At 74.1% G+C, this 24,251-nt stretch carries 22 protein-coding genes; 6 read left to right on the top strand and 16 right to left on the bottom strand.

The window, feature by feature from the left end; translation table 11 throughout:
- The first annotated feature begins 105 nt into the window (after positions 1-105).
- Positions 106-774 (top strand): hypothetical protein, encoded by a 669-nt coding sequence (locus FHS22_RS01895; RefSeq protein WP_184937736.1) that lies wholly within the window; start codon positions 106-108, stop codon positions 772-774.
- A gap of 13 nt (positions 775-787) precedes the next feature.
- Here the strand turns inward: FHS22_RS01895 and FHS22_RS01890 are convergent, their stop codons facing one another.
- Positions 788-1,420, bottom strand: coding sequence for a response regulator (locus FHS22_RS01890; RefSeq protein ID WP_184937734.1), 633 nt, complete (start codon positions 1,418-1,420; stop codon positions 788-790).
- Between the two features lie 97 nt (positions 1,421-1,517).
- Complete coding sequence (locus tag FHS22_RS01885; RefSeq protein WP_338047555.1) at positions 1,518-2,606, bottom strand: GAF domain-containing sensor histidine kinase; 1,089 nt, start codon at positions 2,604-2,606, stop codon at positions 1,518-1,520.
- A gap of 260 nt (positions 2,607-2,866) precedes the next feature.
- On the opposite strand from FHS22_RS01885, the gene FHS22_RS01880 reads away from it, so the two are divergent.
- The 3 genes from FHS22_RS01880 to FHS22_RS01870 all read left to right on the top strand — a co-directional run bounded on the left by FHS22_RS01880 (position 2,867) and on the right by FHS22_RS01870 (position 5,451).
- On the top strand, positions 2,867-3,532 hold the full coding sequence (locus FHS22_RS01880; RefSeq protein WP_184937732.1) for an SDR family oxidoreductase: 666 nt from the start codon (positions 2,867-2,869) through the stop codon (positions 3,530-3,532).
- Positions 3,529-4,569 carry an S-adenosylmethionine:tRNA ribosyltransferase-isomerase gene (locus FHS22_RS01875; RefSeq protein WP_338047554.1) on the top strand — a complete coding sequence of 347 codons (1,041 nt, stop codon included), beginning with the start codon at positions 3,529-3,531 and terminating at the stop codon, positions 4,567-4,569. The genes FHS22_RS01880 and FHS22_RS01875 overlap by 4 nt, the downstream gene beginning before the upstream one ends.
- Positions 4,570-4,893: 324 nt before the next feature.
- Complete coding sequence (locus FHS22_RS01870; RefSeq protein WP_184937730.1) at positions 4,894-5,451, top strand: hypothetical protein; 558 nt, start codon at positions 4,894-4,896, stop codon at positions 5,449-5,451.
- A gap of 75 nt (positions 5,452-5,526) precedes the next feature.
- Here FHS22_RS01870 and FHS22_RS01865 read toward each other — a convergent pair whose 3' ends face one another.
- Together FHS22_RS01865 and FHS22_RS38880 are read right to left on the bottom strand one after the other, a co-directional pair.
- Complete coding sequence (locus tag FHS22_RS01865; protein ID WP_184937728.1) at positions 5,527-6,606, bottom strand: lysophospholipid acyltransferase family protein; 1,080 nt, start codon at positions 6,604-6,606, stop codon at positions 5,527-5,529.
- The gene (locus FHS22_RS38880) at positions 6,603-7,445 is read right to left on the bottom strand and encodes a GNAT family N-acetyltransferase (protein ID WP_221473086.1); all 843 of its coding nucleotides are present in this window, start codon (positions 7,443-7,445) and stop codon (positions 6,603-6,605) included. The genes FHS22_RS01865 and FHS22_RS38880 overlap by 4 nt, the downstream gene beginning before the upstream one ends.
- A 115-nt stretch (positions 7,446-7,560) precedes the next feature.
- Here FHS22_RS38880 and serB point away from each other — a divergent pair, with 115 nt between their 5' ends.
- Positions 7,561-8,784, top strand: coding sequence for a phosphoserine phosphatase SerB (gene serB, locus FHS22_RS01850; protein ID WP_184937726.1), 1,224 nt, complete (start codon positions 7,561-7,563; stop codon positions 8,782-8,784).
- A gap of 75 nt (positions 8,785-8,859) precedes the next feature.
- On the opposite strand, the gene FHS22_RS01845 is transcribed toward serB, so the two are convergent.
- The 4 genes from FHS22_RS01845 to FHS22_RS01830 form a co-directional block, all read right to left on the bottom strand.
- Entirely contained in the window at positions 8,860-9,327 is a 468-nt protein-coding gene (locus FHS22_RS01845) for a SixA phosphatase family protein (RefSeq protein WP_184938335.1), read from the bottom strand.
- A gap of 275 nt (positions 9,328-9,602) precedes the next feature.
- A complete protein-coding gene (locus FHS22_RS01840; protein ID WP_184937725.1) occupies positions 9,603-11,948 on the bottom strand; it encodes a sodium-translocating pyrophosphatase in 2,346 nt (781 codons plus the stop codon).
- Between the two features lie 857 nt (positions 11,949-12,805).
- Entirely contained in the window at positions 12,806-13,252 is a 447-nt protein-coding gene (locus FHS22_RS01835) for an ATP-binding protein (RefSeq protein ID WP_184937724.1), read from the bottom strand.
- 2 nt (positions 13,253-13,254) lie between these two features.
- On the bottom strand, positions 13,255-13,605 hold the full coding sequence (locus FHS22_RS01830) for an STAS domain-containing protein (RefSeq protein ID WP_030916965.1): 351 nt from the start codon (positions 13,603-13,605) through the stop codon (positions 13,255-13,257).
- A 214-nt stretch (positions 13,606-13,819) separates the two neighbouring features.
- Here FHS22_RS01830 and FHS22_RS01825 point away from each other — a divergent pair, with 214 nt between their 5' ends.
- On the top strand, positions 13,820-16,117 hold the full coding sequence (locus tag FHS22_RS01825) for a DEAD/DEAH box helicase (protein WP_377295976.1): 2,298 nt from the start codon (positions 13,820-13,822) through the stop codon (positions 16,115-16,117).
- 97 nt (positions 16,118-16,214) lie between these two features.
- On the opposite strand, the gene FHS22_RS01820 is transcribed toward FHS22_RS01825, so the two are convergent.
- The 8 genes from FHS22_RS01820 to ssd form a co-directional block, all read right to left on the bottom strand.
- Positions 16,215-18,200: a hypothetical protein gene (locus FHS22_RS01820; protein WP_184937722.1), complete on the bottom strand. Its 1,986-nt coding sequence runs from the start codon at positions 18,198-18,200 to the stop codon at positions 16,215-16,217.
- Between the two features lie 414 nt (positions 18,201-18,614).
- Positions 18,615-18,986, bottom strand: a complete 372-nt coding sequence (locus tag FHS22_RS01815) for an Rv3654c family TadE-like protein (RefSeq protein ID WP_184937721.1) — start codon at positions 18,984-18,986, stop codon at positions 18,615-18,617.
- A gap of 4 nt (positions 18,987-18,990) precedes the next feature.
- Positions 18,991-19,440: a TadE family type IV pilus minor pilin gene (locus FHS22_RS01810; protein ID WP_221473085.1), complete on the bottom strand. Its 450-nt coding sequence runs from the start codon at positions 19,438-19,440 to the stop codon at positions 18,991-18,993.
- Positions 19,441-19,454: 14 nt separating this feature from the next.
- A complete protein-coding gene (locus tag FHS22_RS01805) occupies positions 19,455-19,691 on the bottom strand; it encodes a DUF4244 domain-containing protein (RefSeq protein ID WP_184937719.1) in 237 nt (78 codons plus the stop codon).
- Positions 19,692-19,829: 138 nt separating this feature from the next.
- Entirely contained in the window at positions 19,830-20,633 is an 804-nt protein-coding gene (locus FHS22_RS01800; protein WP_260407565.1) for a type II secretion system F family protein, read from the bottom strand.
- A gap of 171 nt (positions 20,634-20,804) precedes the next feature.
- Positions 20,805-21,509: a type II secretion system F family protein gene (locus tag FHS22_RS01795; protein ID WP_184937717.1), complete on the bottom strand. Its 705-nt coding sequence runs from the start codon at positions 21,507-21,509 to the stop codon at positions 20,805-20,807.
- On the bottom strand, positions 21,506-22,696 hold the full coding sequence (locus tag FHS22_RS01790) for a TadA family conjugal transfer-associated ATPase (RefSeq protein WP_184937715.1): 1,191 nt from the start codon (positions 22,694-22,696) through the stop codon (positions 21,506-21,508). Before FHS22_RS01790 ends, FHS22_RS01795 begins: the two co-directional genes overlap by 4 nt.
- Positions 22,693-23,886 carry a septum site-determining protein Ssd gene (ssd, locus tag FHS22_RS01785; RefSeq protein ID WP_184937713.1) on the bottom strand — a complete coding sequence of 398 codons (1,194 nt, stop codon included), beginning with the start codon at positions 23,884-23,886 and terminating at the stop codon, positions 22,693-22,695. Before ssd ends, FHS22_RS01790 begins: the two co-directional genes overlap by 4 nt.
- Positions 23,887-24,251: the final 365 nt, after the last annotated feature.

Genomic DNA, 24,251 nt, shown 5'->3' with positions numbered 1-24,251 from the left:
CGGCAAAGCCCAGGTAGATCATCCTATCTTTGAGATCGTCCTACTTAAGTGATACTTCTCCTTGCTAATGATGATTCCCCCGTTCCCTAGCGCGCGGAGACGCCCATGCGCCGAACATCCGGCACGCTCCTAGGCCTCGGCCTCCTCGTCCCCCTGTCCGTCGCGCCCGCCGTACCGGCCGCGGCCTCCGCCGCACCCGCCGTACCGGCCGCGGCGGCCTCGCAGACCGCGCTGGACACGCCCTGGTCCTCCTTCAAGGTCTCGGTCAAGGCCCCCAAGCGGGTCCGCAACGGCCAGCAGTTCATGTACGAGGTCAAGGTCACCAACCGGGGTCCCCACAAAGCCGACTTCTTCTTCATCGGCGGGACCGGCCTGCCGAAGGGGATCAACGACACCGTCTACTACAAGGGGCCCAAGGGCACCGACTGCGACTTCTACGATGACGGCTTCTGGTGCATAACGCCCTGGATCCTCGAAAAGGGCGATTCGGAGTCGGTGAAGATCTGGGTCAAGCTCAAGAAGGGCACCAAGGGCACCGCCGTCGCCAAGCTCGGCGTGGACACCTGGAACGTCCCCACCGGCGGTGAGAAGCTGGACCGCTCCGAGTGGAAGCGCCTGGCCTTCCCGCACTGGTACTTCCTCAAGACGGTGAAGACCAAGATCGTTCACCCGGCCCCGCCGCGCAGGGGAGGGGGAGGCAGCACCTACACGCCGCCTCCGACGCCGCAGCCCCCGCCGCCGCCGGACCGGCGCGAGGAGAAGAAGGACACCTGAGGCCGCGGGGGCCTCAGGCCAGGCCGTGCCGTACGGCGTACAGCGCGGCCTGGGTCCTGTCCTGCACGCCGAGCTTCATCAGCACGTTGGAGACGTGGGTCTTCACCGTCTTCTCCGCCACCGCCAGCTCCCGGGCGATCTCGCGGTTGGAGCGGCCGGAGGCGATCAGCGCGAGCACCTCGCGCTCCCGGTCGGTCAGCGCCGCCACCGGCCCCGCCCGCTCCCCCGTGCCGGACACCCCGGCCAGCACCGCCTCGGCGGCCTCGGGGGCCAGCAGCACCTGGCCGCCGTGGACCGCGCGGATGGCCTGGACGAGCGCGGTGGGCTCGACGTCCTTGTAGAGGAACCCGGCGGCGCCGGCCCGCATGGCCGGGGCCACGTCCCGGCGGTCGCCGACCGAGGTCAGCACCAGCACCTTCGGCGGCCGCTCCCGCCCGGCCAGCAGCAGGAGCGTGCCGAGCCCGTCGAGGACCGGCATCTTCAGGTCGAGCAGGAGCACGTCCGGGGAGAGGGACTCCACCAGCTCCACCGCCTCCGCCCCGTCCGCGGCCTCACCCACGACGTCGAGGTCGTCCTGCAGTTCCAGGAACGTGCGCAGCCCCTGCCGGACGACCGGATGGTCGTCCGCGATCAGCACCCGGATCACCCCGCCGCCCTCCCCGCCGCCGGCGTCCCGTCCCGCCGGGCCCGGCCGCTCCCGTCCCGCCGGCCGTCCGGGCCGCCCGCCGCGCCGCCGCACGGTCTCATACCGGGACCTCCATCCGCACCAGCGTGCCGCGCCCCGGCTCCGAGGTCACCGAGACGCTCCCGCCCAGCGCCTGCGCCCGGTCGCCCATCGACGCGATGCCCAGCCCGCGCCCCGCGGCGGCCGCCACGTCGAACCCGGTCCCGTCGTCGCGCACCTCCAGGAAGACACGGCCCTCCTCGCAGCCGAGCCGTACGGCCACCGTCCCCGCCTCCGCGTGCCGGGAGGCGTTGTGCAGCGCCTCCTGGGCCACCCGCAGGACGGCCACCTCGGTCGCCGGGTCGGGCACGCAGACCGGGTGCTCCTCGAACGTGAACGACGCAGGATGGAGCCGGTCGAGCAGGCGGACCTGCTTGCGGAGCGTCTCGGCCAGGCCGTGCCGGTCGAGCTCCGCCGGACGCAGTTCGACGATCACCGCGCGGAGCTCTGCCAGGGCCTCGCCCGCCAGCCGCTCCACCCGCTCCAGCTCCCCCAGCGCCCTGCCCGGATCGCGGGTGACCAGGGAGGCCGCCGCCTGCGCGGTGAGCCGCAGGGAGAACAGCTTCTGGGTCACCGCGTCGTGCAGCTCCCGCGCCATCCGGGTGCGCTCCTCCACCAGCGCGAGCTCCCGGCTCCGCTCGTACAGGCGGGCGTTGGTGAGGGCGATCGCGGCGTGCGCGGCGAACACGGTCAGCAGCCGCTGGTCGGCCTCGGTGAACCCGCCGGGGATCCGCTTGTCGGACAGGAAGATGATGCCGAGCACCCGGTCGCCGTCCCGGATCGGCACCCCGAGGAAGTCCTTCAGCACCGGGTGCGCGCGCGGCCAGGAGTCGAACCGGGGGTCGCGGCGGATGTCGGGCAGCCGGACGGGCGCCCCCTCGCGGAGCATCGCCCCGAGCATCCCGTGCTGGCGGGGCATCGGGCCGATGGCCTCCCACTCCTCGTCGGAGATGCCCTCGGCGACGAACTCCGCGAACGCGCCCTCCTCGTCGGGCACGCCGAGCGCGGCGTAGCGGGCGTCCAGGAGCCGCTGCGCCGAGCGGACGATCACCTGGAGCACCTCGCGGACCGACAGGTGCCTGGTCACCGCCAGCACGGCGGAACTCACCGCCTGCAGGACGGCGTCCCGGTCCTCACCGGCCCCGCCCGTAGGCGATCCCGTCCCCCGCCCGCGGCCGGTCCCGCGGGACCGGCGGCCCGGATCCTCACTCATGGAGCTCACGGGCAAACTCTAGGCAGCCGGGCCGGTGACCGCACCGCTCCATCGGTCCTAGGCCTCCGGGCCGCCCGGCCTAGGCCCATCGATCCGGGCCGGGACCGGTCCCCGGGCCGATGTGCGCCGGGCGCGCGGTTCCTAGCGTCGGAGACATGACGAAGACGGCACTCATCACCGGCGCCTCCCGCGGGCTCGGCCTGGCGCTGGCCCGCTCCCTGGCCACCCGCGGCTGGCGCCTCATCCTCACCGCGCGGGGGGCCGACGCGCTCAAGCCCGCCGCGGACGAGCTCGGCGCCCTCGCCCTCGCCGGGGACGTCGCCGACCCGGCCCACCAGGACCGGCTGGCGCGGGCCGTACGGGACCACGGCGGTCTGGACCTGCTGGTCAACAACGCCTCCGGGCTCGGCGCGGTCCCGCTCCCACCGCTGGCCTCCTACCCGCTGGACGTCCTGGCTGACCTGTTCCGCACCAACGTGCTGGCCCCGCTGGCGCTGGTCCAGGCGGTCCTGCCGGACCTGCGGGAGCGCGGCGGGGCGGTGGTCAACATCTCCTCCGACGCCGCCACCGGCGCCTACGAGGGCTGGGGCGGGTACGGCGCGACCAAGGCCGCGCTGGACCAGATCTCCCACATCCTGGCCGCCGAGGAGCCCGAGGTCGCGGTCTGGTGGGTGGACCCCGGCGAGATGGACACCGCCATGCTGGCCGACGCGGTCGGAGCCGAGGAGGCCGCGGCGGCTCCCGGGCCCGAGACGGTCGTCCCCACGCTGCTCCGCCTCATCGAGACCCGTCCGGCCAGCGGGCGGGTGAGCCACCCGTGAGCGCCGGCGGGAGGGGACTCGCGGACGGCATCCTGGACGGCGGCTTCGTGCTCCCGCCCGAGCTGGAGGCGCACGAGCCGCCGGAGGCGCGGGGAGCGGCGCGCGACGCGGTCCGGCTGCTGGTCTCGCACGGCGGGACCGGGAAGATCGGCCACCACCCGTTCACCGATCTGCCCGACCTGCTCCGCCCCGGTGACCTGCTCGTGGTCAACAACTCCGCCACGCTCCCCGCCGCGGTCCGGCTGGACCGGCTCGCGGTGCACTTCTCGACCGAGCGCGAGGACGGCACGTGGCTGGTGGAGCTGCGCCGCCGTACGGCCTCGGCCACCGAGCCCTACCCCGGCGGCGCCGGCGGCGAGTGGCTCCCGCTGCCCGGCGGGGCCACCCTGCGGCTGCTGGAGCGCCACACGCCGCGCCTGTGGCGGGCCAGGCTGGACCGTCCGGTCCCCGCCTACCTGAACCGGTACGGCGTGCCGATCCGGTACTCCTACGTGGCGCGGGACTGGCCGCTGGCCGACTACCAGACCGTGTTCGGGGTGGTCCCCGGGAGCGCGGAGATGCCCAGCGCCGGGCGGCCGTTCACCACCGGGCTGGTGACCGGCCTGGTGTCCCGCGGGATCGGGATCGCGCCGATCACGCTGCACACCGGGGTGGCCTCGCCGGAGAAGGACGAGCCCCCGTACCCGGAGCGGTTCGAGGTCCCGGAGTCCACCGCGCGCCAGGTGAACCTGGCCCGGCGGACGGGCGGCCGGGTGATCGCGGTGGGCACGACCGTGGTGCGGGCGCTGGAGACGGCCGCGCCGCCCGGCGGCGAGGTGCGGCCCGCGCGCGGCTGGACCTCGCACGTCGTCACCCCCGGGACCGGGGTGAGGGCGGTGGACGGCCTGGTCACCGGGTTGCACGAGCCGCGCTCCAGCCATCTGCTGATGCTCTCGGCGATCGCCGGGGACGAACTGCTCGCCCGGTCCTACCGGGAGGCGCTGCGGGAGGGGTACCGCTGGCACGAGTTCGGCGACCTCCACCTGATCCTGCCCTGACCGCGGGTCCGCCCGGTGATCCGCGGGCTCGTGCAGTGATCCGCAAGCCCGTGCAGTGATCTGCAAGCCCGTGCAGTGATCTGCAAGATATCCGCAAACCGGCCCCCGCATTCTGGAGGCGGGGTGTCCGGCGGGCGGCGCGTGCGGGCGGGTCCGGCCGGTGCGGGACCGTCGGCTCCTCCGGCACGGCCGTGCCGGACACTCCTCTATAAAACGTGCAAAGATATAAATTTACTTTCTTCTGCGAATCATGATAAAACGCTGCGGACTTTATCGGGGGACGGTCGCAGCGTTCCCCGAGCCCCCTCAACTGGGAGACGTTCGATGCGCCACCCGATCGCCAAGATCGCCGCTCTTGCCCTGGTCGCTCCTCTCGCGGGCAGCGTGCTGTTCGCCCCCGCGGCCTCGGCCGCTCCCTCGAAGGCGCCCGCCGCCGCCGTCAAGAAGGCCGACGACCCCTACTCCTCGTTCGACGTCCGCGTGTCCGCCCCCAAGAAGGTCCGGGCCGGCGGCAAGATCTCCTACACCATCCAGGCCACCAACGTGGGGCCGCACCTCGCCGACTCCTACTGGATCGGCGGAGTCCCCCCCAAGGGCTCGAAGATCACCGCGATCTACGGCCCCGAGGGCACCCGGTGCGCCTGGTTCGACGACGGCTACTGGTGCATCGTCCCCCAGGCCCTGGAGGTCGACGACCGCACGGCCATCCGGGTCGTGGTCAAGCTCAGCAAGAAGGCCAGGGGCACCGCCACCGGGTACTGGGGGGTCGACTCCGTCGACCTGCCGACCGGCGCGGAGAACCTGGACCGCGACGAGTTCAAGCGCATGGGCATCAAGTCCTGGTACTTCCTGAAGAAGGTCAAGACCAAGATCGTCCGCTAGTCGCGCTCCGGAGCCCCCGTCCTGTCCCAGGCCGGGGGCTCCGCCCGTTCTCACGGCCCCGCGCGGCGGCCGCGGTCACCGGAGGGCGGCCGCCGCCCGTCCCGCGCCGTCCGGATCCCGCAGGATCGGCGCCGGCACGGCCGGAGCACCGTGTCCGGCCGGGACGGCGGCCGCCGAGGCGACCGAGGACTCCGCCCTCCAGGCCAGCGTCCTGCGGTCCCGGGCCGTCACCCGGGGGAGCACCGTCACCTCCACGGTCATCCGCCGGACCGCGGCCACCCGGCGGATGGAGGCCAGGATGGTGTCGTCTCCGACGAAGACGGGGCCGGTCTCCGGTGCCCGGTACGCGTCCAGGTAGCGGATCGCCACCGGCAGCACCGGGGCTCCCGCGTCCAGCGCCGCCTGGAAGACCGCGGGCCGGAAGGGGCCCATCCCCCGGCCGCACCAGGTGGTGCCCTCCGGGAAGGCCGCCACCGGATGCCCCTCGGCAAGCGCTTCCGCGACATCGCCGACGGCGCCGGGCAGCGCCGTCAGCCGGTCCCTGTCGATGAACAGCGCGCCCGACCCGGCCGCCAGCCCGCCGACCACCGGCCAGGTCCGGACCTCGCGCTTGGCCAGCAGGCGGCACGGCAGCGCGGCGGCCATGACGAGCGGGTCGAGCCAGGACACGTGGTTGGCCACGAGCAGCGGGGCCGTGCCGGGAACCGCGGCGCGGACGCCGGAGGCGGCACCCGCGGCGGCGGATCCCCGTCCGGGAGCGGCGCGGGGACCGGGCACGGCGCGGACCCCGGGAGCCGTGGCGGCCCCCGCCGCCGAACCCGCCAGGAAGGCGAAGCCCCGCCGTACCTCGACCCGCACGCCCAGAGCCCTCAGCAGCAGGCGCGACCAGGCGCTCGTCAGCCGGATCCGCCGGGCCGTACCGAGCCCCCGGGCGGCGGGCGCGAGCACCGCCCCCGCGAGCACCAGCACCGCGGAGGCCAGCAGGCGCAGCGCCCGGCGCGGCCGGGCCGCCGTCTCGGAGGGAGGGGCGATGCAGGCGGCCGGCGAGCAGGGCGCCGCCGGGAGCCACGGGTTCGCCCGGTCGCTCCCGGAGAGGACCGCGGGGAGCGGGTCCGCCGCGGGGGTCCGCGCAAGCGCCGCGGGCGGCGGGCTCATCTCGCCGCTCCCAGGAAGTGACGCAGGTAGCGGGGGTCCATCCCGGCCATCGGGAGCAGGACGAAGAAGTCGGCGACGCCGAAGTCCGGATCGTCCGCGGGCGGGCCGCAGACCCACGCGCCCAGCCGCAGGTACCCCCGGAGCAGCGGCGGCAGGCCCGCCCAGGCGGGACGCGCGGCTCCCGGCCGCGTCCCGCCCGGCGCCTCTCCCGCACGGCCCCGAGCCTCTCCGGCGCCACCCGGCGCCGCGGAGCCGGTACCGGTGGCCGGGCGCCCCGCCCCGCCGCGCGCCGCCCCGCCGCGCCCCGCCTCCCGCCAGGGCCGGAGCGGAGCCACCCGGTACTCCGGGGGTCCGAGGGGCACCCGGTCCATGACCCCGGCCGCCTGGGACACCGGCACCGAGCAGCATCCGGCCAGCCAGCCGTACCCGCCCTCGACCATGTAGCGCGCGATGCCCGCCCACATCAGCCCGACCACCGCCCCGTTCCGGTGGCCGGCGTGCACACAGGTCCGGCCCACCTCGACCAGGTCCGGCCGGAGGGCGGCCAACGCCCCCAGGTCGAACTCGGACTCGGCGTAGAGCCGGTCGGCCCGCCCGGGCGCCAGCAGCCGGTAGGTCCCGACGACCTCGCCCGTCCCGCCGTGCCGTACGAGCAGGTGGTCGCAGTAGGCGTCGAGCGGATCGACGTCCAGGCCGGTGAGGGGGGTGTCCAGCCGGGCGCCCATCTCCTCGGCGAAGACCTGGTGGCGCAGGCGCTGGGCCTCCCGCAGCTCTGCGGCGGTACGGGCCAGCCCGGCGGTGTAGCGAGCGATGCGCGGCTCTGCGGGAATGGTCGTCATGACCTCATGAAGCCAGCCGAGGGTAACGCCGGAGCAGGGAGGACCGCGAACGTCAGGCGTCCGGATGATGAACCGCATTCACGGTCATTTCCGAGGCCAAGTAGCGTAGGGGGCGATGAACCAGCGCACGCTTCTGATCACGTTGACCGGCCCCGACCGACCGGGCGTCACCTCCCGGCTCTTCGCCGTCCTGGCCGGTTTCCCCGTCGTCGTCGCCGACATCGAGCAGGTCGTCATCCGCGGCCGGCTGACCCTCGGTGTCCTCGTCGCCTACGCCGGCGACACCCCGACCGGGACCGGCGGAACCCTCGGCGCCCTGTGGACCGCCGTCGAGCGGACCGCCGAGGACCTGGGACTGGAGGTGGAGCTGTCCACCAGCTCCGACACCAAGGAGAAGCGGCGGCGCGGGCGCCTGCACGTCACCGTACTGGGCTCGCCCCTGCAGCCCGCGGCGATGGCGGGCATCGCGGGCCGGATCGCCGCCGCCGGAGCCAACATCGACCGGATCGAGCGGCTCTCCAGCTACCCGGTGACCTGCATCGAGCTGGCCGTCTCCGGCGCCGACCCGGACGCCCTCCGCGCCGACCTGGCCGCCGAGGCGCACGCCCAGCAGGTCGACGTGGCCGTGCAGCGGGCCGGCCTGTACCGCAGGGCCAAGCGGCTGATCGTGATGGACGTGGACTCCACGCTCATCCAGGCCGAGGTGATCGAGCTGCTGGCCGCGCACGCGGGCTGCCTGGACGAGGTCGCCCGGGTCACCGAGGAGGCGATGCGCGGCGAGCTCGACTTCGCCGAGTCGCTCCGCCGCCGGGTGGCGCTGCTGGAGGGCCTGTCCGAGGAGGTCTTCGAGAAGGTCCGCAAGGAGGTCGTGCTCACCCCCGGGGCCCGCACGCTCGTCCGCACGCTCAAGCGGCTCGACTACCGCTTCGCGATCGTCAGCGGCGGCTTCACCCAGCTCACCGACGCCCTCGTGGAGGACCTCGGGATCGACTACTCCGCGGCCAACACCCTGGAGGTCGTGGACGGCGTGCTCACCGGCCGGGTCATCGGCGAGATCGTCGACCGTCCCGGCAAGGCCCGCGCCCTGGAGCGTTTCGCCCGCGAGGCGGGCATCCCGATCAGCCAGACCGTGGCCATCGGCGACGGCGCCAACGATCTGGACATGATCGCGACGGCCGGGCTGGGCATCGCGTTCAACGCCAAGCCGGTGGTCCGTCAGGCCGCCGACACCGCGGTCAACGTGCCCTACCTCGACTCGATCCTTTACCTGCTCGGCATCTCCCGTGCCGAGGTCGAGGCCGCCGACGCCGAGGACGTGGACGTCCCCCCGGGGCCCTGACCCCCCGCCCGGTCTCCCGCCGCCCGCCGCGGAGGGAGACCGGCGTCGTCGCCCCGGATCAGTCGTCGCCCCGGATCAGTTGTCCTTCGGGCTCCATCGGGTGACCGCGCGCCCCGACTCCAGCTCGGCCCATTCGTCGCCGGTCTCGATGACGGCGAACGCGCCGGGCGGGAATCCCGGGTCCCCGGCGTGCATGGTGAGGCCCAGGACGAGCTCGTGGACGCCGGGGTTGTGCCCGACCAGGAGCAGCGTGCGTACCTCGGGATCGGCCCGCCGCACCAGCGCGAGCAGTTCGTCGGCGTACGCCTCGTAGATGTCCCGTTCGAACTCGACGGGCTCGCCGGGCAGGGCCAGCTCCGCCGTACGGCGGGTTCGCACGGCCGGTGAGCAGAGCACCAGGTCGGGCCGGAGCCCCATCGCCGCGAGGGTCTCCCCGACCCTGCGGGCATCCCGCTCGCCCCGGTCGGTGAGCGGGCGTTCGGGGTCGGCGAGTCCGGGAGTGTGGACCGCCTTGGCGTGCCGCAGCACGATCAGCGTACGCATCGTCACCTCACTGACACCTCGTCATCACCTCGCCGCCCAGATGGCGATCCCGATGATCACCGCGAACACCGCGGCCATCCCCAGCAGGATCATGACGAGCGTCTTTCCCCCGGAGGGCTGCTGTTCCATGCCCGACAGTTTCCCACCGGCACGTCCCGCGCCCGCGAAAGGGGTGCGCGATTCCCGCGCACCCCTCCGGCGGTTCCGGTCGGGCCGAGCTCAGCCCGCCGTTCCGGCCAGGCGGAACTCAGCCCGCCGTTCCGGCCAGGCGGAACTCAGCCCGCTATCGGCTCGGGCTCGGGCTCCGGCTCGCGGTCGTGGTTGTTGCTCTCGCTCGGAGAGGCGCCCGCCGAGCGCCGCTTGGAGACGACCACCGCGGCGATCACCACGGCCAGCGCGGCCAGCGCGATGCCGACCCGCAGCCCGACGTTGTCGGCGGTCGCCACGACCGCGGGAGCGATCAGCAGCGCCACCAGGTTCATCACCTTGATCAGCGGGTTGATGGCGGGACCCGCGGTGTCCTTGAACGGGTCGCCGACGGTGTCACCGATGATGGTGGCCTCGTGGGCGGCCGAGCCCTTGCCGCCGTGGTGGCCGTCCTCGACCAGCTTCTTGGCGTTGTCCCAGGCGCCACCGGAGTTGGCCAGGAACACCGCCATCAGCGTGCCGCAGGCGATCGCGCCGGCGAGGAAGGCTCCCAGCGGCGCGTACCCGAGGGCGAAGCCCACCGCGATCGGCGTCATCACCGCGAGCAGGCCCGGAGTGGCCAGCTCGCGCAGGGAGTCGCGGGTGCAGATGTCCACCACCCGGCCGTACTCCGGCAGCTCGGTGCCGTCCATGATCCCGGGCCTGGTGCGGAACTGCTCGCGGACCTCCAGGACGACCCGCATGGCGGCCCGGCCCACCGCCATGATCGCGAGCCCGGAGAACATGAACACGACCGCGGCCCCGATCACCAGGCCGACGAGCACGTTCGGCGAGTCCACGCCGAGGTTGAACGAGCTGAACGAGCCCAGCGCGTCCTTCACCGCCTGCGTGGCCCCGGTCAGCTCGCCCTCGACCGCGGTCCGGAAGGCGCCGAACAGCGCCGTCGCGGCGAGCACCGCCGTGGCGATCGCGATGCCCTTGGTGATGGCCTTGGTGGTGTTGCCGACGGCGTCCAGGGAGGTGAGCACCGCGGCGCCCTCCCCGTCGACGTCGCCCGACATCTCGGCGATGCCCTGGGCGTTGTCGGAGACCGGGCCGAAGGTGTCCATGGACACGATCACGCCCACCGTGGTCAGCAGTCCGGTGCCCGCGAGGGCGACGGCGAACAGGGCGATGGTGACGTTGCCGAAGCCCAGCAGGAACGCGCCGTAGACCGCACCGCCGATGATCAGCGCCGAGTAGACCGCGGACTCCAGGCCGACGCTGATGCCGGCCAGGATGACCGTGGCGGAGCCGGTCAGGGAGCTCTCGCCGATCTCCTTCACCGGGCGCCGGTTGGTCTCGGTGAAGTAGCCGGTGAGGACCTGGATCGCGCTGGCCAGGACCAGGCCGATCAGCACCGCGCCGATGGCGATGAGCCGGGGGTCGGAGGTGACGGCCGCGATCTCCGGGCTCACCCCGCTCAGCTCGGCGAAGCTGCTCGGCAGGTAGAAGAAGGCGGCCCCGGCGACCAGGACCGCCGAGATCGCGGCGGAGATGAAGAAACCGCGGTTGATGGCGGCCATGCCGTTGCGGTCGCCGGCACGCGGGGAGGTGACGAAGATGCCGATGATCGCGGTGAGCACGCCGATCATCGGGACGATCAGCGGGAACACCAGGCCCTCGGTGCCGAAGGCCACCTTGCCCAGGATCAGGCTGGCGACGAGCATGACCGCGTAGGACTCGAACAGGTCGGCGGCCATGCCGGCGCAGTCGCCGACGTTGTCGCCCACGTTGTCGGCGATGGTGGCGGCGTTGCGCGGGTCGTCCTCGGGGATGCCCTGCTCGACCTTGCCGACCAGGTCGGCGCCGACGTCGGCGGCCTTGGTGAAGATGCCGCCGCCCACCCGCATGAACATCGCGAGCAGCGCGGCGCCGAAGCCGAAGCCCTCCAGCACCGCGGGGGCGTCGCCCTTGTAGACGAAGACCACGATGGCGGCGCCGAGCAGGCCCAGGCCCACGGTGAACATGCCCGCCACGCCGCCGGTGCGGAAGGCGATGCGCATGGCGGCCTTCTCGCCCGACGTGCGGGCCGCCGCGGCGACGCGGACGTTCCCGCGGACCGCGAGCCACATGCCCATGAAACCGGTCAGCGCGGAGAACAGCGCACCGACCACGAAGAAGACGGACCGGCCGATCTGCACGCCGGTCGAGGCGGCCGGGAGCAGGAGCAGCAGGAAGGGGATCAGGACGACGAACAGGGCGAGCGTCCGGAACTGCCGCGTCAGGTAGGCCGCGGCTCCTTCCTGTACGGCTCGCGAGATGTTTCGCATGCGCTCGGTGCCTTGGTCGGCGGCGAGCACCTCGCGCACGAGCCCGCCGGCGACGGCGAGCGCGAGCAGGGCGACGGCGGCGACCACGATCACTATCGTGAGGTGGGAACCGCTCAGGGATACCGCTGTGTCATCGACAGCGGCGAGATGGAGCACAGGCATCCGACTCTCCTCGGCAAGACGGGATCACGTCCTGCCCGGAGTGCGCTGCGGTGAACGGGTCGGCGGGCTGCGGCGCACGTCCGGGTGGTTGGCAGTGCCGCTTCCGGTTACGTCCGCAGACTTCCTTGCGAATCGGGCCTGTTCACGGCCCGTTCCGAAGGACAAACCTTGGCCGGTGCCGGGAGTCTACGCAGCGGCGACGCGGATATGAAGCCTCTACACGCGGCCAATTAATGACGTGTCCGCTAATCCCCGGACAGCCGATCTCCTTTATCGGCATTTAGATCGGCACTTCGGACTTCTCAACCTTTCCGTCCCACCGATATTTCGGTTTGTCCGTATAGGCGGAAAAGGTCGTCCTCATTCGCGGCCTGCCTGCGAGAAGGACTGGCACGCCTGCCGGGACGTGCATGGCAGCCGGACACGCCCTCGTGCCGAGCCCGGTCACAGGGCTCGCGGGAGCCGTCCCGAGCCGCCCGCCCGCCGTTCCCGGCGGTCACCGGTACGGCGCGGCGCCCGCCCCCGGCCCGGAACCCGCTTCCGCGACCGGTGCCGTCCGGACCCGCACGGGTGCGGCGGGCATCACGCGGGCACTCCCGGCGCCGCGTCACCGGCCCCGCGGAAGGAGGCGGCCGGCCCGCCCCGCAGAGGAATCGGCGGCCGCCAGGAGATCCCGTGACCGGCCCCGCGGAAGGAGGCGGCCGGCCCGCCCCGCAGAGGAATCGGCGGCCGCCAGGAGATCCCGTGACCGGCCCCGCGGATTCCGCCGCCCCGCAGGATCCCATGGCCGGCCCTGAGGAGCGCCGAGGCCGCCCCGAGGGAGGCGTGACCGCTCCGCCGGAACGGTTCTCCAGCCGTCAGACGGGGGAGAGGCCGCCCGCCGCCGCGGGCCAGCTCATCCGGATCCGCATGCCCTTCTGGCTGGGGTAGACCTCGACGTCGTCGGCCAGCCCCGCGATGACCGCGATGCCGAATCCGGGCATGAACACGCCGGGCCCCTGGCCGAGAATGTCGTCGAAGCGCGGCACGCCGAACTCCGGCCCCTGCTCGTCGCTGGGGGCCGAGTCCGTGACGATCACCTCGAACCGCCCGGAGTCGTCGCACAGCTCGATGCGGATCGGCTCCCCCGGGCAGTGGAGGCGGTGCGCCTCGACCGCCCGGGAGCAGGCCTCACCGACGGCGAGCCGTACCTCGTCCAGCAGGGACTCCTCCACCCCGGTGCGGCGTGCGATCGCCGTGGCGAGCAGGCGCGCCGTACGCACGTGAGCGGGAAGGGCGCTGAACGTCAGCTCGACGGTAGCCATGACTACTTGTCTCGACCGTGCGCTTCCTTGGCCTCGTCGACCGACGCGTAGATGCCGAAGACCTTGGTCAGCCCGGTGATACGGAAGATCTTCAGAATGCGCTCCTGGGTGCACACGAGCTCCAGGGAGCCGTCGTGCGCCCGGACCCGCTTGAGCCCGCCGACCAGGACGCCCAGACCCGTGGAGTCGAGGAAGTCGACCTTCTCCATGTTGACGAGAAGGTGGAAGTTGCCCTTGTTGACGAGGTCGATCAGGAGCTCACGCAACCTGGGCGCGGTGTAGACATCGATCTCACCTTCGACCTCGACGATGGTGAGACGGTCCTCGGAATGGTGGTCCAACTTCAGATCCACAGATCCTCCAGCGCCTTGCCTGCGAAAATACCGATTCGGGCGTGACTTCTGGGACCCGGAGGTCCCGCGACGACAAGCCCCGACGCGCGGCATTCAACCATGCGTACGCTCAGTGTCTATACGAAATCACGATTCCCGGCGACTCTGCCCAGAGATACGAGACTGAAAACCAGTGAGTCCGTCCTCTTCATCACCCCTGCGCCCAGACCTCCCCTTGTCCTGTCTGCTCGGCGTTCCCGCACGTCGGGAGCGCGTCACTCATGTGGAGCATGTTCCAGCACGTCAGGCCGGTCAAGTCCGATGGCCGGACTGGGTCGCCGAACCGCTGGTTACGCGCTGGGCGAACCAGGGCGTCCAGGGCCTCTGGCCCCACCAGGCCGAGGCCGCCGACCTCGCCCACCGTGGCCAAAACGTGATCATCGCCACCGGCACCGCCTCCGGCAAGTCCCTGGCCTACCAGGTCCCCGCCGCCGTCTCGGTCCTCGACGGCGGCACGGTCCTCTACCTGACGCCCACCAAGGCCCTGGCCGCCGACCAGCTCCGCGCCCTGCAGTCCCTCGGCGCGCCCGAGCTCCGCGCGGCGACCTTCGACGGCGACACCCCGTTCGAGGAGCGGGACCGGATCCGGCAGCACGCCAACTACGTCCTGACCAACCCCGACATGCTGCACCGCGTCCTGCTGCCCCGCCACTCCCGCTGGTCGTCCTTCTGGCGGCGGCTGCGCATGGTCGTGGTCGACGAGTGCCACGGCTACCGGGGCGTCTTCGGCTCGCACGTGGCGCAGATCCTGCGCCGCCTGCGCCGGATCTGCGCCCGGTACGGCTCCCGCCCCGTCTTCTTCCTCTCCTCCGCGACCGCGAGCGAGCCCCGGACCTTCGCCATGCGGCTGACAGGCCTCCAGATGGCCGAGGTGACCACGGACGCCTCCCCCCGGGGGGCGATCACCTTCGCCCTCTGGGAGCCTCCCCTGGCCGATCTGAGGGGCGAACGCGGCGCGCCCCTGCGCCGCCCCGCCACCGCCGAGGCCGCCGACCTCCTCGCCGACCTGGTGCTCGCCGACGTCCGCACCCTCGCCTTCGTGCGCTCCCGGCGCGCCGCCGAGTCCGTGGCGCTCTCCGCCCGGGCCAGGCTCTCCGACCTGGCCGCCGACGCGGGCCTCCCCCCGGACCTGCAGGACGGCGCGCAGGGCAAGGTGGACGCCTACCGCGCCGGATACCTGGCGGAGGAGCGCCGGGAGCTGGAGAAGGCGCTGCGCTCCGGGGAGCTTCTCGGCCTGGCCACGACCAACGCCCTGGAACTCGGCGTCGACGTGTCGGGGCTGGACGCCGTGCTCATCGCGGGCTGGCCGGGGACCCGCGCGTCACTCTGGCAGCAGGCCGGGCGGGCCGGCCGGGCCGGGCAGGACGCGCTGGCGGTGCTGATCGCCAGGGACGACCCGCTCGACACCTACCTGGTCCACCACCCCGAGGCCCTGTTCGGCCGCCCGGTCGAGGCGATCGTCCTCGACCCCGACAATCCGTACGTCCTCGGGCCGCATCTGTGCGCGGCGGCCGCCGAGGTCCCTCTCACCGAAGACGACCTGGAGGTCTTCGGCCCCGCCGCCAAGGACGTGATCACCGGCCTGGTGGGCGAGGGCATGCTCAGGCAGCGTCCCACGGGGTGGTTCTGGACCAGGCGGGAGCGGGCCGTCGACCTCGCCGACATCCGGGGCACCGGCGGCTCGCCCGTCCAGGTCGTCGAGTCGTCCACCGGGCGGCTGCTGGGCACCGTGGACGAGCCCGCCTCGCACACGACCGTGCACACCGGCGCCGTCTACATCCACCGGGGGGAGACCTTCATGGTGGAGGAACTCGACCTGGAGGCGGGGGTCGCTCTGGTCGAGGCCGGTGCGCCCGACTACACGACCTTCGCCAGGGACGTCACCGAGATCTCCGTCCTGGAGTCCCTGCGCTCCCGGCCGCTCGGGCCGGGAGAGCTCCACTTCGGCTCGGTGGAGGTCACCCGCCAGGTCGTGTCCTACCTCAAGCGCCGCCTGCAGAGCGGCGAACCGCTCGGCGACGAGGACCTCGACCTGCCCCCGCGCACGCTGCGCACGCGGGCGGTCTGGTGGACGCTGCCCGCCTCGGCGGTCACGTCCCTGGCGGAGGCGGGGACGGACCTGGGCGGGGCGGCGCACGCGGCCGAGCACGCCTCCATCGGCCTGCTCCCGCTGTTCGCCACCTGCGACCGCTGGGACATCGGCGGCGTCTCCACCGAGCTCCACGCCGACACCGGCCTGCTGACCGTCTTCGTCTACGACGGGAACGAGGGCGGCGCGGGCTTCGCCGAACGCGGCTACGCCCGCGCCCTCGACTGGCTCACCGCCACGCGGGAGGCCATCGCCTCCTGCGAGTGCGATCGCGGCTGCCCCTCGTGCATCCAGTCGCCCAAGTGCGGCAACGGCAACGAGCCCCTGGACAAGGCCGGAGCGCTACGGCTGCTGGCCGTCCTGCTCTCGCCGGATCCCGGCTGACCCTCCCGGCCGACGGCCGCGGCCCCGCAGCCGCCACCGGTCCCGCGGACGGCTCGGCCCGCGGACGGTTCAGGGCCCGCGGACGGCTCAGGGCCGCTCAGCCCCCCTGGGGCCGGCGGCCGGAGTAGGCGGGGTCCTCCTCGTCGGCCGCCCAGAAGTCCGCGGCGCCGGGCTGCGGCCGCTCCCAGAACCCGCTGTCCTCCATGGAGCGGGGGGCGGGCGGGAGGTAGTCGTCCCAGCGGTCGCCGGTCCGGGCCGCGGCCGGAGTGTCGCCGATCCGGACCGCCACCGGAGTCACGACGCCCACCTCGGCGATCGGAGCGGCGGCGGGCAGCGCCAGCCGCATGGACTCGGCGGGCACGACGGGCGCCGGGACCGGCGCCGGTCCCTGGACCGGCCGCCCGGGGACGCGGGCCGGCCGCCCCGGGGAGGCGACCGGTTCGGGAGCGGAGGCCGGCTCGGGGCTCACCGGCCGGTCCACCGTGTGCGGGGAGAACGGCCGGCCCGCCGGGGTCGCGGAGACCGGAGGCCCGGGATCCGGGGAGGACGGCGCGGGGCGGGAGACGGAGGGGGTCTCGGGGCGGGGGGCCGGCGAGGACGCGGGAGGGGACTGCGCCGGTGACGGCTGTATATGGGGGGTCTTGGCCACCGCGAGGATGACCGCGGGGCGGCGGGCGGTCACCGCGGCGGCACCGGTCACCGCGGCGGCACCGGCCGCCGCGGGGGCGTCCCTGCCGGCCCGGGTCGTGGAGTCGTCTCGCGGGTCTCCGTCCACCGCCGGGGCCCCGGAGCCTCCCGCGGCGCCGGGACCTCCCGCGACCGCCACCAGCCTCTTGCGGCGGAGCCATGCACCGAAGTGCGCTCCGAGGATCAGCAGGACCAGTCCGCCCGCGATGGACAGGCCCTGGACCATTCCGCCGGCCGGCGACTCGGCCGACCGCGCCGTGATGTTCGTGTCCACGGCCGGCGCGACGTCCGTACCGGTCCCGGCGGTCTGCGGGTCGAGGGGCGGCGCCGTACCGTTCTTGCCACCGCTCCCGGAGCCCTTCCCCGGTTTGCTCCCGGTCCCCGGTCCCGCCGTCGCGAGCGCGGCGTCCTCCCGGACCTCCTTGGGGAGTGCGGGCACCTTCGTGGGCACGGCCGCCGTCTTCGCCGGCCGGGTCGGAGCGGCCGCCGGCTTCTTCGGAGGCAGCTGGGGCAGGTTCTCGATTCCGGTCTGCTTGCCGCCGCTCTTCTCGCCGCTGTTCTTCGTGCCGCCGCTCTGGTCGCTCCGCCGGGTGCCGGCGCCCTCGTCCGTGCTCTTCCGGGACGTGCCGTTCTCGCCGGCGTCCGTGCCCTGCGGCGCTGCGGCGGGGATGCTCACCGTGGCGGCGGCGGACTGCCCCGAGGCCAGGGTGCCGCCGCCGCCGTCGCTCCGCAGCGCCCGCACCGTGAACCCGATCCGCCGGCCGGCCGCCTTGGCGGGCACGGCCAGGGTCGCCTTGCACGAACCGCCCCCGCACGCGCCGTCCACCTGCACGCTGCCGACCTTGCCGGTCTCGCTCGTGGAGATCTCGTAGCTCCGCAGGTCGGGCTCAGCCCCCTTGTCCCAGGTCACCACCGCCCGGTCCCCCTGCAGGCGCACGGCGACCCCTCCGGGGGTGGCCGGAGGAACGGCCTGCACCAGGGTCTCGGACGTCTCGTCCCACTTGCCGCCCAGCAGCTTGCCCTGCTGGACGAGTCTGATCTTGTAGCTGCCGTTCGGGCGGTCCCCGGGATCCCAGGTGTAGGAGACGCGCTGGTCTCCCTTGGCGACCTCCTGGCCGTTGACGTAGAGGATGGCGTCGAACGCGAAGTCGACCTTGCCGGAGATCGTCACCCCCTGGCCCGAGGTGACCCGTGACGGCATGTCCAGGCGCGCCTGAGCCTGCGCCGGGGCCGCCGCGGCGAGCACCGCGGACACGGACACGATGGGCGCGATCGCCGCCGCGGCGACCAGCCTGCGAACCGTCGTCACGACGCTTCCCTTCGTCGAGAGCCGCTCGCCCCCGGCCGCCCGCCGTACGGGCGTCCGGACGCGCCAGTCCTCCGGACCGGCTCCCACCGGCCCGGACCTCCTGAACCCACGGCCGCGAGCGGGCCCGGCCACCGGGGACGGCCGTCCTGCCGGGCGACTCGCAGCCCCGCCTTCCCGGACCCGAGGACGGGAAAGCGGAGGCGAAAGGTAAGCGGAACCTTATGAGAGACCTCCATCTCTTGGACATGTCGTCCAAGAAGTCGTGATTCGATTGCGACCTGGCTTCCGGACGGCCGTTCTGCGCCCCGACGGCATAGGGCTCCGCCCCTCTCAGGCCGAGCGTTCCCGATGGGGGGAGCAGCGCCGCACCGGGAAAGGCGCGGCTCCCCGCCCGAGGATGGCCCTTCCGCGAGAGGGCGGCCCCGCCGCCTCCGGCCTCCCCGGGCGGTTCGGGCATCCCGCATCCCGGACCCGTCGCAGGTCCCCCGGCCCGGGCCTTCCTCAACCGGTGGGGCCGGTGATGTGGACGGGTCCGGCGCGCGCGTATGCCGCGATCTCCCGTTCGCCCACCACCGGCAGCGAGAACCGGCAGGCCGTCCGGACGGTGACGACGCCGTCGTCACCGGCGGCGCATCCCATGAGCCTGGCCCCGTTCTCCGCGGCGAGTGAAGCCGCCTCAGAGCATCCGCGCACAGGGTCGGCGAAAGCCAGCCGGGCGGCGGCCAGCGCGCTGAGGTCGGCGGCGGCCTGCACCCGGTGACGCGCCACCCGGGCGGCGCCCGCGAACACCGCCGCGGCCGCCACCGCGAAGATCACCGCCAGGACCCCGGCCATCCAGATCGTCGCCGACCCCCGCTCCCCCGGACTCCGCACGGCCTCACCGCTCCACGACGTCATCCCGCCGTCCGCCGTCCGGGCCGGCGGCGGGCGCTCCCGGCCCGGCCCCGGGACCGCCCGGCAGGCCCGCGCCCGGCTCGACGACGGAGACGGCGGTCGAGCGCACGACCACCTCCGGGAGGGAGGCGCCCCAGCGGGGTCTGACCCCCACGGACACCTCCACCCGGACCCGCTCGCCGTCTCTGACCACCTCCGCCCGCGCCCCCGCCGGAGCGGCGGCCAGGACGCCGCTCCGCACGCGGTCCAGCGACTCTCCCCTGGACGCGGCCCGAGCACCCGCCCGGGCCGCGTCGGCACACTCCAGCCGGGCCTCCACCGCCGCCACCGCCCACAGCCCGGCGGCGAGAACCGCGACGAGGGCGGGCAGCACCGCCACGGTCTCCGCGGTCACGGACCCCCGGGAGAAGCACGGAGCGGATGAACGGGTCACCTGGCTCACCTGGCTCACCCGGCCACGTTCAGCGCCCGGTCGATGAGGCTGCTGACCATCTCCTGCACCTCGGGGCTGTTCACCACCTTGAAAAGGATGGCTGCGAACGCGCAGGCGGCGATCGTGCCCACCGCGTATTCGGCGGTGGACATGCCGCTCTCCCGGCCCTGGGCGGTGGTCAGCCGGGTCCAGCGGCTCCGCCACCACCTCGACGACGCACGCCGGAGACCGTCGGTGCTCGATCCGGCCATCGGTTCCTCCTCATGATCGAGGCCGGGCCCCGTGCCCGGCGTCGGTCGGACCAGGCTCTCCGACGGGCGCATGCGCCTGTGGATACGAACAGGGTTCTGTGGACGACTTCCGGAGAAGCCGCCAAGCCTGTGGACGACCTACGGAATCAAGATCTCTCCGGCGAGTCCCGCCACGACCGGGACGATGCCCAGGAGAACGAACGCGGGCAGGAAGCACAGGCCCAGAGGCGCGACCGCCTGGATGCCGACCCGGCGGGCGGCGGCCGCCGACATCGCCCGGGCCGCGTGCCGGGCGTCGTCGGACAACCGGGCCAGCACATCGGCCACGGGAGCGCCGCTGAGCGCCGCCCGGCTCATGGTCCGGGCGAGCGGGGCCAGCTCGCGCTCGCCCGCGAGAGCGGACCACGCGCCCTCCGGGTCGGCCCCCAGCCTCAACTGCCCGCCCACCCACGCGAGGCGCTCTCCGAGCGGCCCTCCGATCGCCTGGGCGGTGACGTCGAGCGCCCCGGTGACCGGCTGCCCCGCACGCAGGCAGGCCACCAGGAGATCGGCCGCCAGCGGCAGGTCCGCGGTGATCCGCTCGCGTTCCCGGCGCAACGCCGGAGGCTCCCTCCTCCGGAGGATCAGGGCCACGGCCGCGGATCCGGCCCCTCCCGCGACGGCTCCGGCGACACCGCCGACCGCAAGGAAGATCATCACTCCCGTGACGACCGCGACGGCCAGCTCTCCCCGCTCCGGCCGCCTCCCGGCGGCGCCTCCCGCCGCACCGCCCTGCGCGGCCGGTCCCGCCGTGCGTGATCGCACCGCCTGCGGCTCCGGAACGGCCGGAGAGCGCGGGCCTGCCCGGCGCAGCCGGCGGACGGGATCGCCGGAGGACGTCCACAGCCAGACGGCCGCCCCGGTGAGCAGTACGGCCGCCGCACCGGCCGACAACGCGTGCATCGAACTCCTCCAGATCGGCGACGTGGGAACGGCGTGGGGACTCGCCTCCGGACGCGGTCCCGCCGAAGCCCTCCAGGGACCTGCCCGGAGCGGGGTCCGAGAGGTCTCCGCCCCGCACCGGGCGGAGCGAAGGAGCCTCGGCCCGCGCCCCCGGGCGGGATGCGGGCGGGCTCAGGCCTGCTCGGCCCGGGTGACCAGGCGGTGGGTCCACCACAGGCCGCAGCCGTCGAGCGCGGCCCCCAGCACCAGGCAGCCCGCACCCGCCGGTCCCCCGAACAGGAAGCCGAAGGGACGCATGCCGAGTCCCGCCGCCATCAGCAGGCCCAGCGCCGGGAGCCCGGCGAGCAGGCGGGCGGTCGCACGCGCCCCGGCGAGCTGGGTCGCGACGTCCCGCCGGTGGGCCTCGGCCTCGCGGAGGGAGGCGGCCACCCTGTCGACGAGAACCGAGAGCCCTCCTCCTGCGGTCGCGCTCGCCTGCCAGCACACCGCCAACCGCCGGAGCCCTTCGCCTCCCCGGTCCGGAGCCGCGGCCAGCAGCGCCGCGGGAACGTCGCCTCCGTCTCTCGCCGCGGCGATCACCGAGCGGAACGCCACCGGATCGGGGAGGGCCGCCGCGGCCACGGCCCGGGTCAGCGCTTCGCCCGCCGTGCGCCCGGCGGCCAGTTCGGCGGCGAGTCCCTGGCAGAGCTCCGCCGAGGCCGCTCTCCACGCCTCCGCCCGCCCGGCCGGCCAGGAGGCCCGGCTCGGCCACCACCGCCGAGGGCGGGGGTCCGCACGGTCGCGCCGCAGCAGGCGTGCGAGCCGGAGCGTTCCCGGATCGGGTCCCGTCCACAGCCAGACCGCCAGCAGGGTGAGGACCACGGCCGCCGCGGTCATGACCGCACGGAGATGCCGGGAGCCCGGGCGGCGAGGGCGGCCAGGCCTGGACCGGGGGTGGCGGAGCCGTCCGGGGAGAAGGTGAGCGCCGGCTCGGCCTCGACCAGGCCCGAGGGGCGGCGGACCATCATGCAGATCTCGGCGACCCTGCGACGGCCGCCGGCGTGGTCCCGGGTGAGGTGGACGACGGCGTCCAGCGCCGCGGCGATCTGGCTGTGGACCGCGTCCCTGCTGAGCCCCGCGGCACAGGCCAGCGCCTCCAGCCGAGGTGGCACATCGGCCGCCGCGTTGGCGTGGAGGGTGCCGCAACCGCCCTCGTGCCCGGTGTTGAGAGCGGCCAGCAGGTCGACGACCTCGGCGCCCCTCACCTCCCCGACGACGAGGCGGTCCGGGCGCATGCGCAGCGCCTGGCGGACGAGGTCGCGCAGGCCCACCGCCCCGGCGCCCTCCAGGTTGGCCGGGCGGGACTCCAGGCGCACCACGTGGGGGTGCAGGGGCCGCAGTTCGGCGGAGTCCTCCACGAGAAGGATGCGCTCGCCGGGGCCGGCCAGAGAGAGCAGGCTCGACAGGAGCGTCGTCTTCCCGGTGCCGGTGCCGCCCGACACGAGGAAGGAGAGTCTCGACTCGACCACCGCGGCGAGGACCGGAACCGTGTCGGCTCTGATCGCGCCCGCCTCGACCAGCTCGGGAAGGGCGAACGTGCGGCGCGGCGGGAGCCGCAGGGACAGGCAGGTGCCGCAGGGCGCGAGCGGGGGCAGCACGGCGTGCAGCCGGACACCGCCGGCGAGCCGGGCGTCCACGTAGGGGCTGGCCTCGTCGAGGCGCCTGCCCGCCGCCGCGGCCAGCCGCTGGGCGAGCCGCCGGACGGCGTCCTCGTCGGGGAAGGTGACCGAGGTCCGGCGCAGGCCCCGCCCGTCGTCGATCCACACCTCGCGCGGGCCGTTCACCAGCACGTCGGTGATCTCGGCCTCCGCCAGGAGCGGCTCCAGCGGACCCGCGCCGATCAGGTCGGCGCACAGGGCGCGGGCCACCGCCAGGACCTCCGCGTCGCCCAGCACCGCCCGCTCGGCCCGGAGCGCGACGGCGACATGCGCGGCGCTGGGCTCGACGCCGGTCCGGGCCAGCCTTACCCGGACCGCTTCGACCAGGTCGGGGGAGACCGCGCCGCCGGGCGCGGGCCGGCTCATCTCCTCGCCCCGGGCAGGGGCCGTCCCGCTGCGGACGGGGAGGACCCGGTGCCGGGCGGAGAGGGCTCGGGCCCGAGCGGAGAGGGCCCGGTGCCGCGTGGGGGCTGCCCGGCCCGTGCGGGGAGGCGGGCGGTTCCCGCCGGGAAGGGCCCGGATTCGAGCAGGGAGTGCAGGAACGCCCCGCAGAACCGGCCGAGCGGGGTCCGGCGGCCGATCGGGGGGATGTCGCCGCGGTTCAGAGCGGAGGCGAGCCGTGGCTGGTCCGGGATGCCTCCGGCGCACCGGACTCCGAGGGAGGCGGTGACCACCTCGTCGTCCAGGACACCCGCGCGGACGGCCGCCCGGACCTCGGCGGTGTGCTCCCGCAGTCCGCTGAGCACCTGGGCCGCGGCGAGCACCCCGCGCACGTCGGCGGTGACCACCAGGAGGGTGACGGCGGCCCGGCTCAGCGCCTCCACCGCGGCGGGATCGGGCCGGCGGGGCAGATCCGCGACCACGAGGTCGAAGCCCCGCTGGCCCGCGTCGAGGACCGAGCGCATCGCCTCGGCCGGGATGTCCTGGGCCTCGCCCCGGTGGAAGGAGAGCATGGTCAGCTCGGAGACCCTGGGCAGGGCCGCCCGGAGCGCGGTGAAACTGACCCTGCCCTCCCGGGCGACCAGGTCGGACCAGCGGGCGCCCGCCGCCTCCTCCTGGCCCAGCAGGAGGTCGAGGCCGCCGCCGAGGGGATCGGCGTCGACGAGGAGGGTGCGCAGATGCGTGCGGGATGCGGTCAGCGCGAGCGAGGCGGCCAGGACGCTGGCTCCGGCTCCGCCCCGCCCACCGGCGACGCAGACGACGAGACCGGCCCGTGACGCGGGCTCCACCGCGTCGGCGAACTCGTCGACCAGCTGCCGCTCGGCGGAGGGCAGCTCCAGGACCGCCTGGGCTCCGACCGCGACGCACCGGCGCCAGGTGTCGGGGTCTCCCGGCGTGCGCGTGACCAGGACGACCCGGTGGCGGGGCGGCGGACCGGTCGCCGCCAGGGCGTCCGCCAGGTCGCTGCCGACGACGACCATCGGAGCGCGGGTCCAGTAGGGCCGGGCGTGCGCGGGTGTGTGGGCCACGTCGAGCTCCGCTCCGGCGGCGGCGGCGACACGGAGCAGGTCGTCGAGCAGATCGTGGTCTTCGGTGATGACCAGAGGGCGGTCCAAGGGTGCCTCCCTGAAGCGTGGGAGACCCACCTTCCGGGAGGAGCCGGTCCCGTCACGGCCCTGAGCGGCGTTCTGTGGACGAACGGCCGGCGACCGGCCCGCCTGTGGAGAAGTGAACGGCGACCCCCGCTGGGGGGGAGAGCGGGGGCCGCCGACCGGTCCGGCTCCGGGGGGGTAGAGCCGGTCCCGTTTCAGAAGAAAGCTTTCAACAGATGGACCGGGTGTGGCAAGAGACCAGTAGAGCAGTCCGCACACAATGCCCCGGTTTCTGGAGATACAACCGTATGCTGCCCCATCGTATGGATTTCGTCGAGGAGTAATCTCTGGTTTCCGCTGGTTTTTTTCAAATAACAATCTGGCCACCG

Source organism: Thiemannella venezuelensis (genome assembly GCF_014203605.1).
GTDB classification, from domain to species: domain Bacteria; phylum Actinomycetota; class Actinomycetes; order Streptosporangiales; family Streptosporangiaceae; genus Planomonospora_A; species Planomonospora_A venezuelensis.
This window is presented reverse-complemented; position numbering and strand designations above follow the sequence as displayed.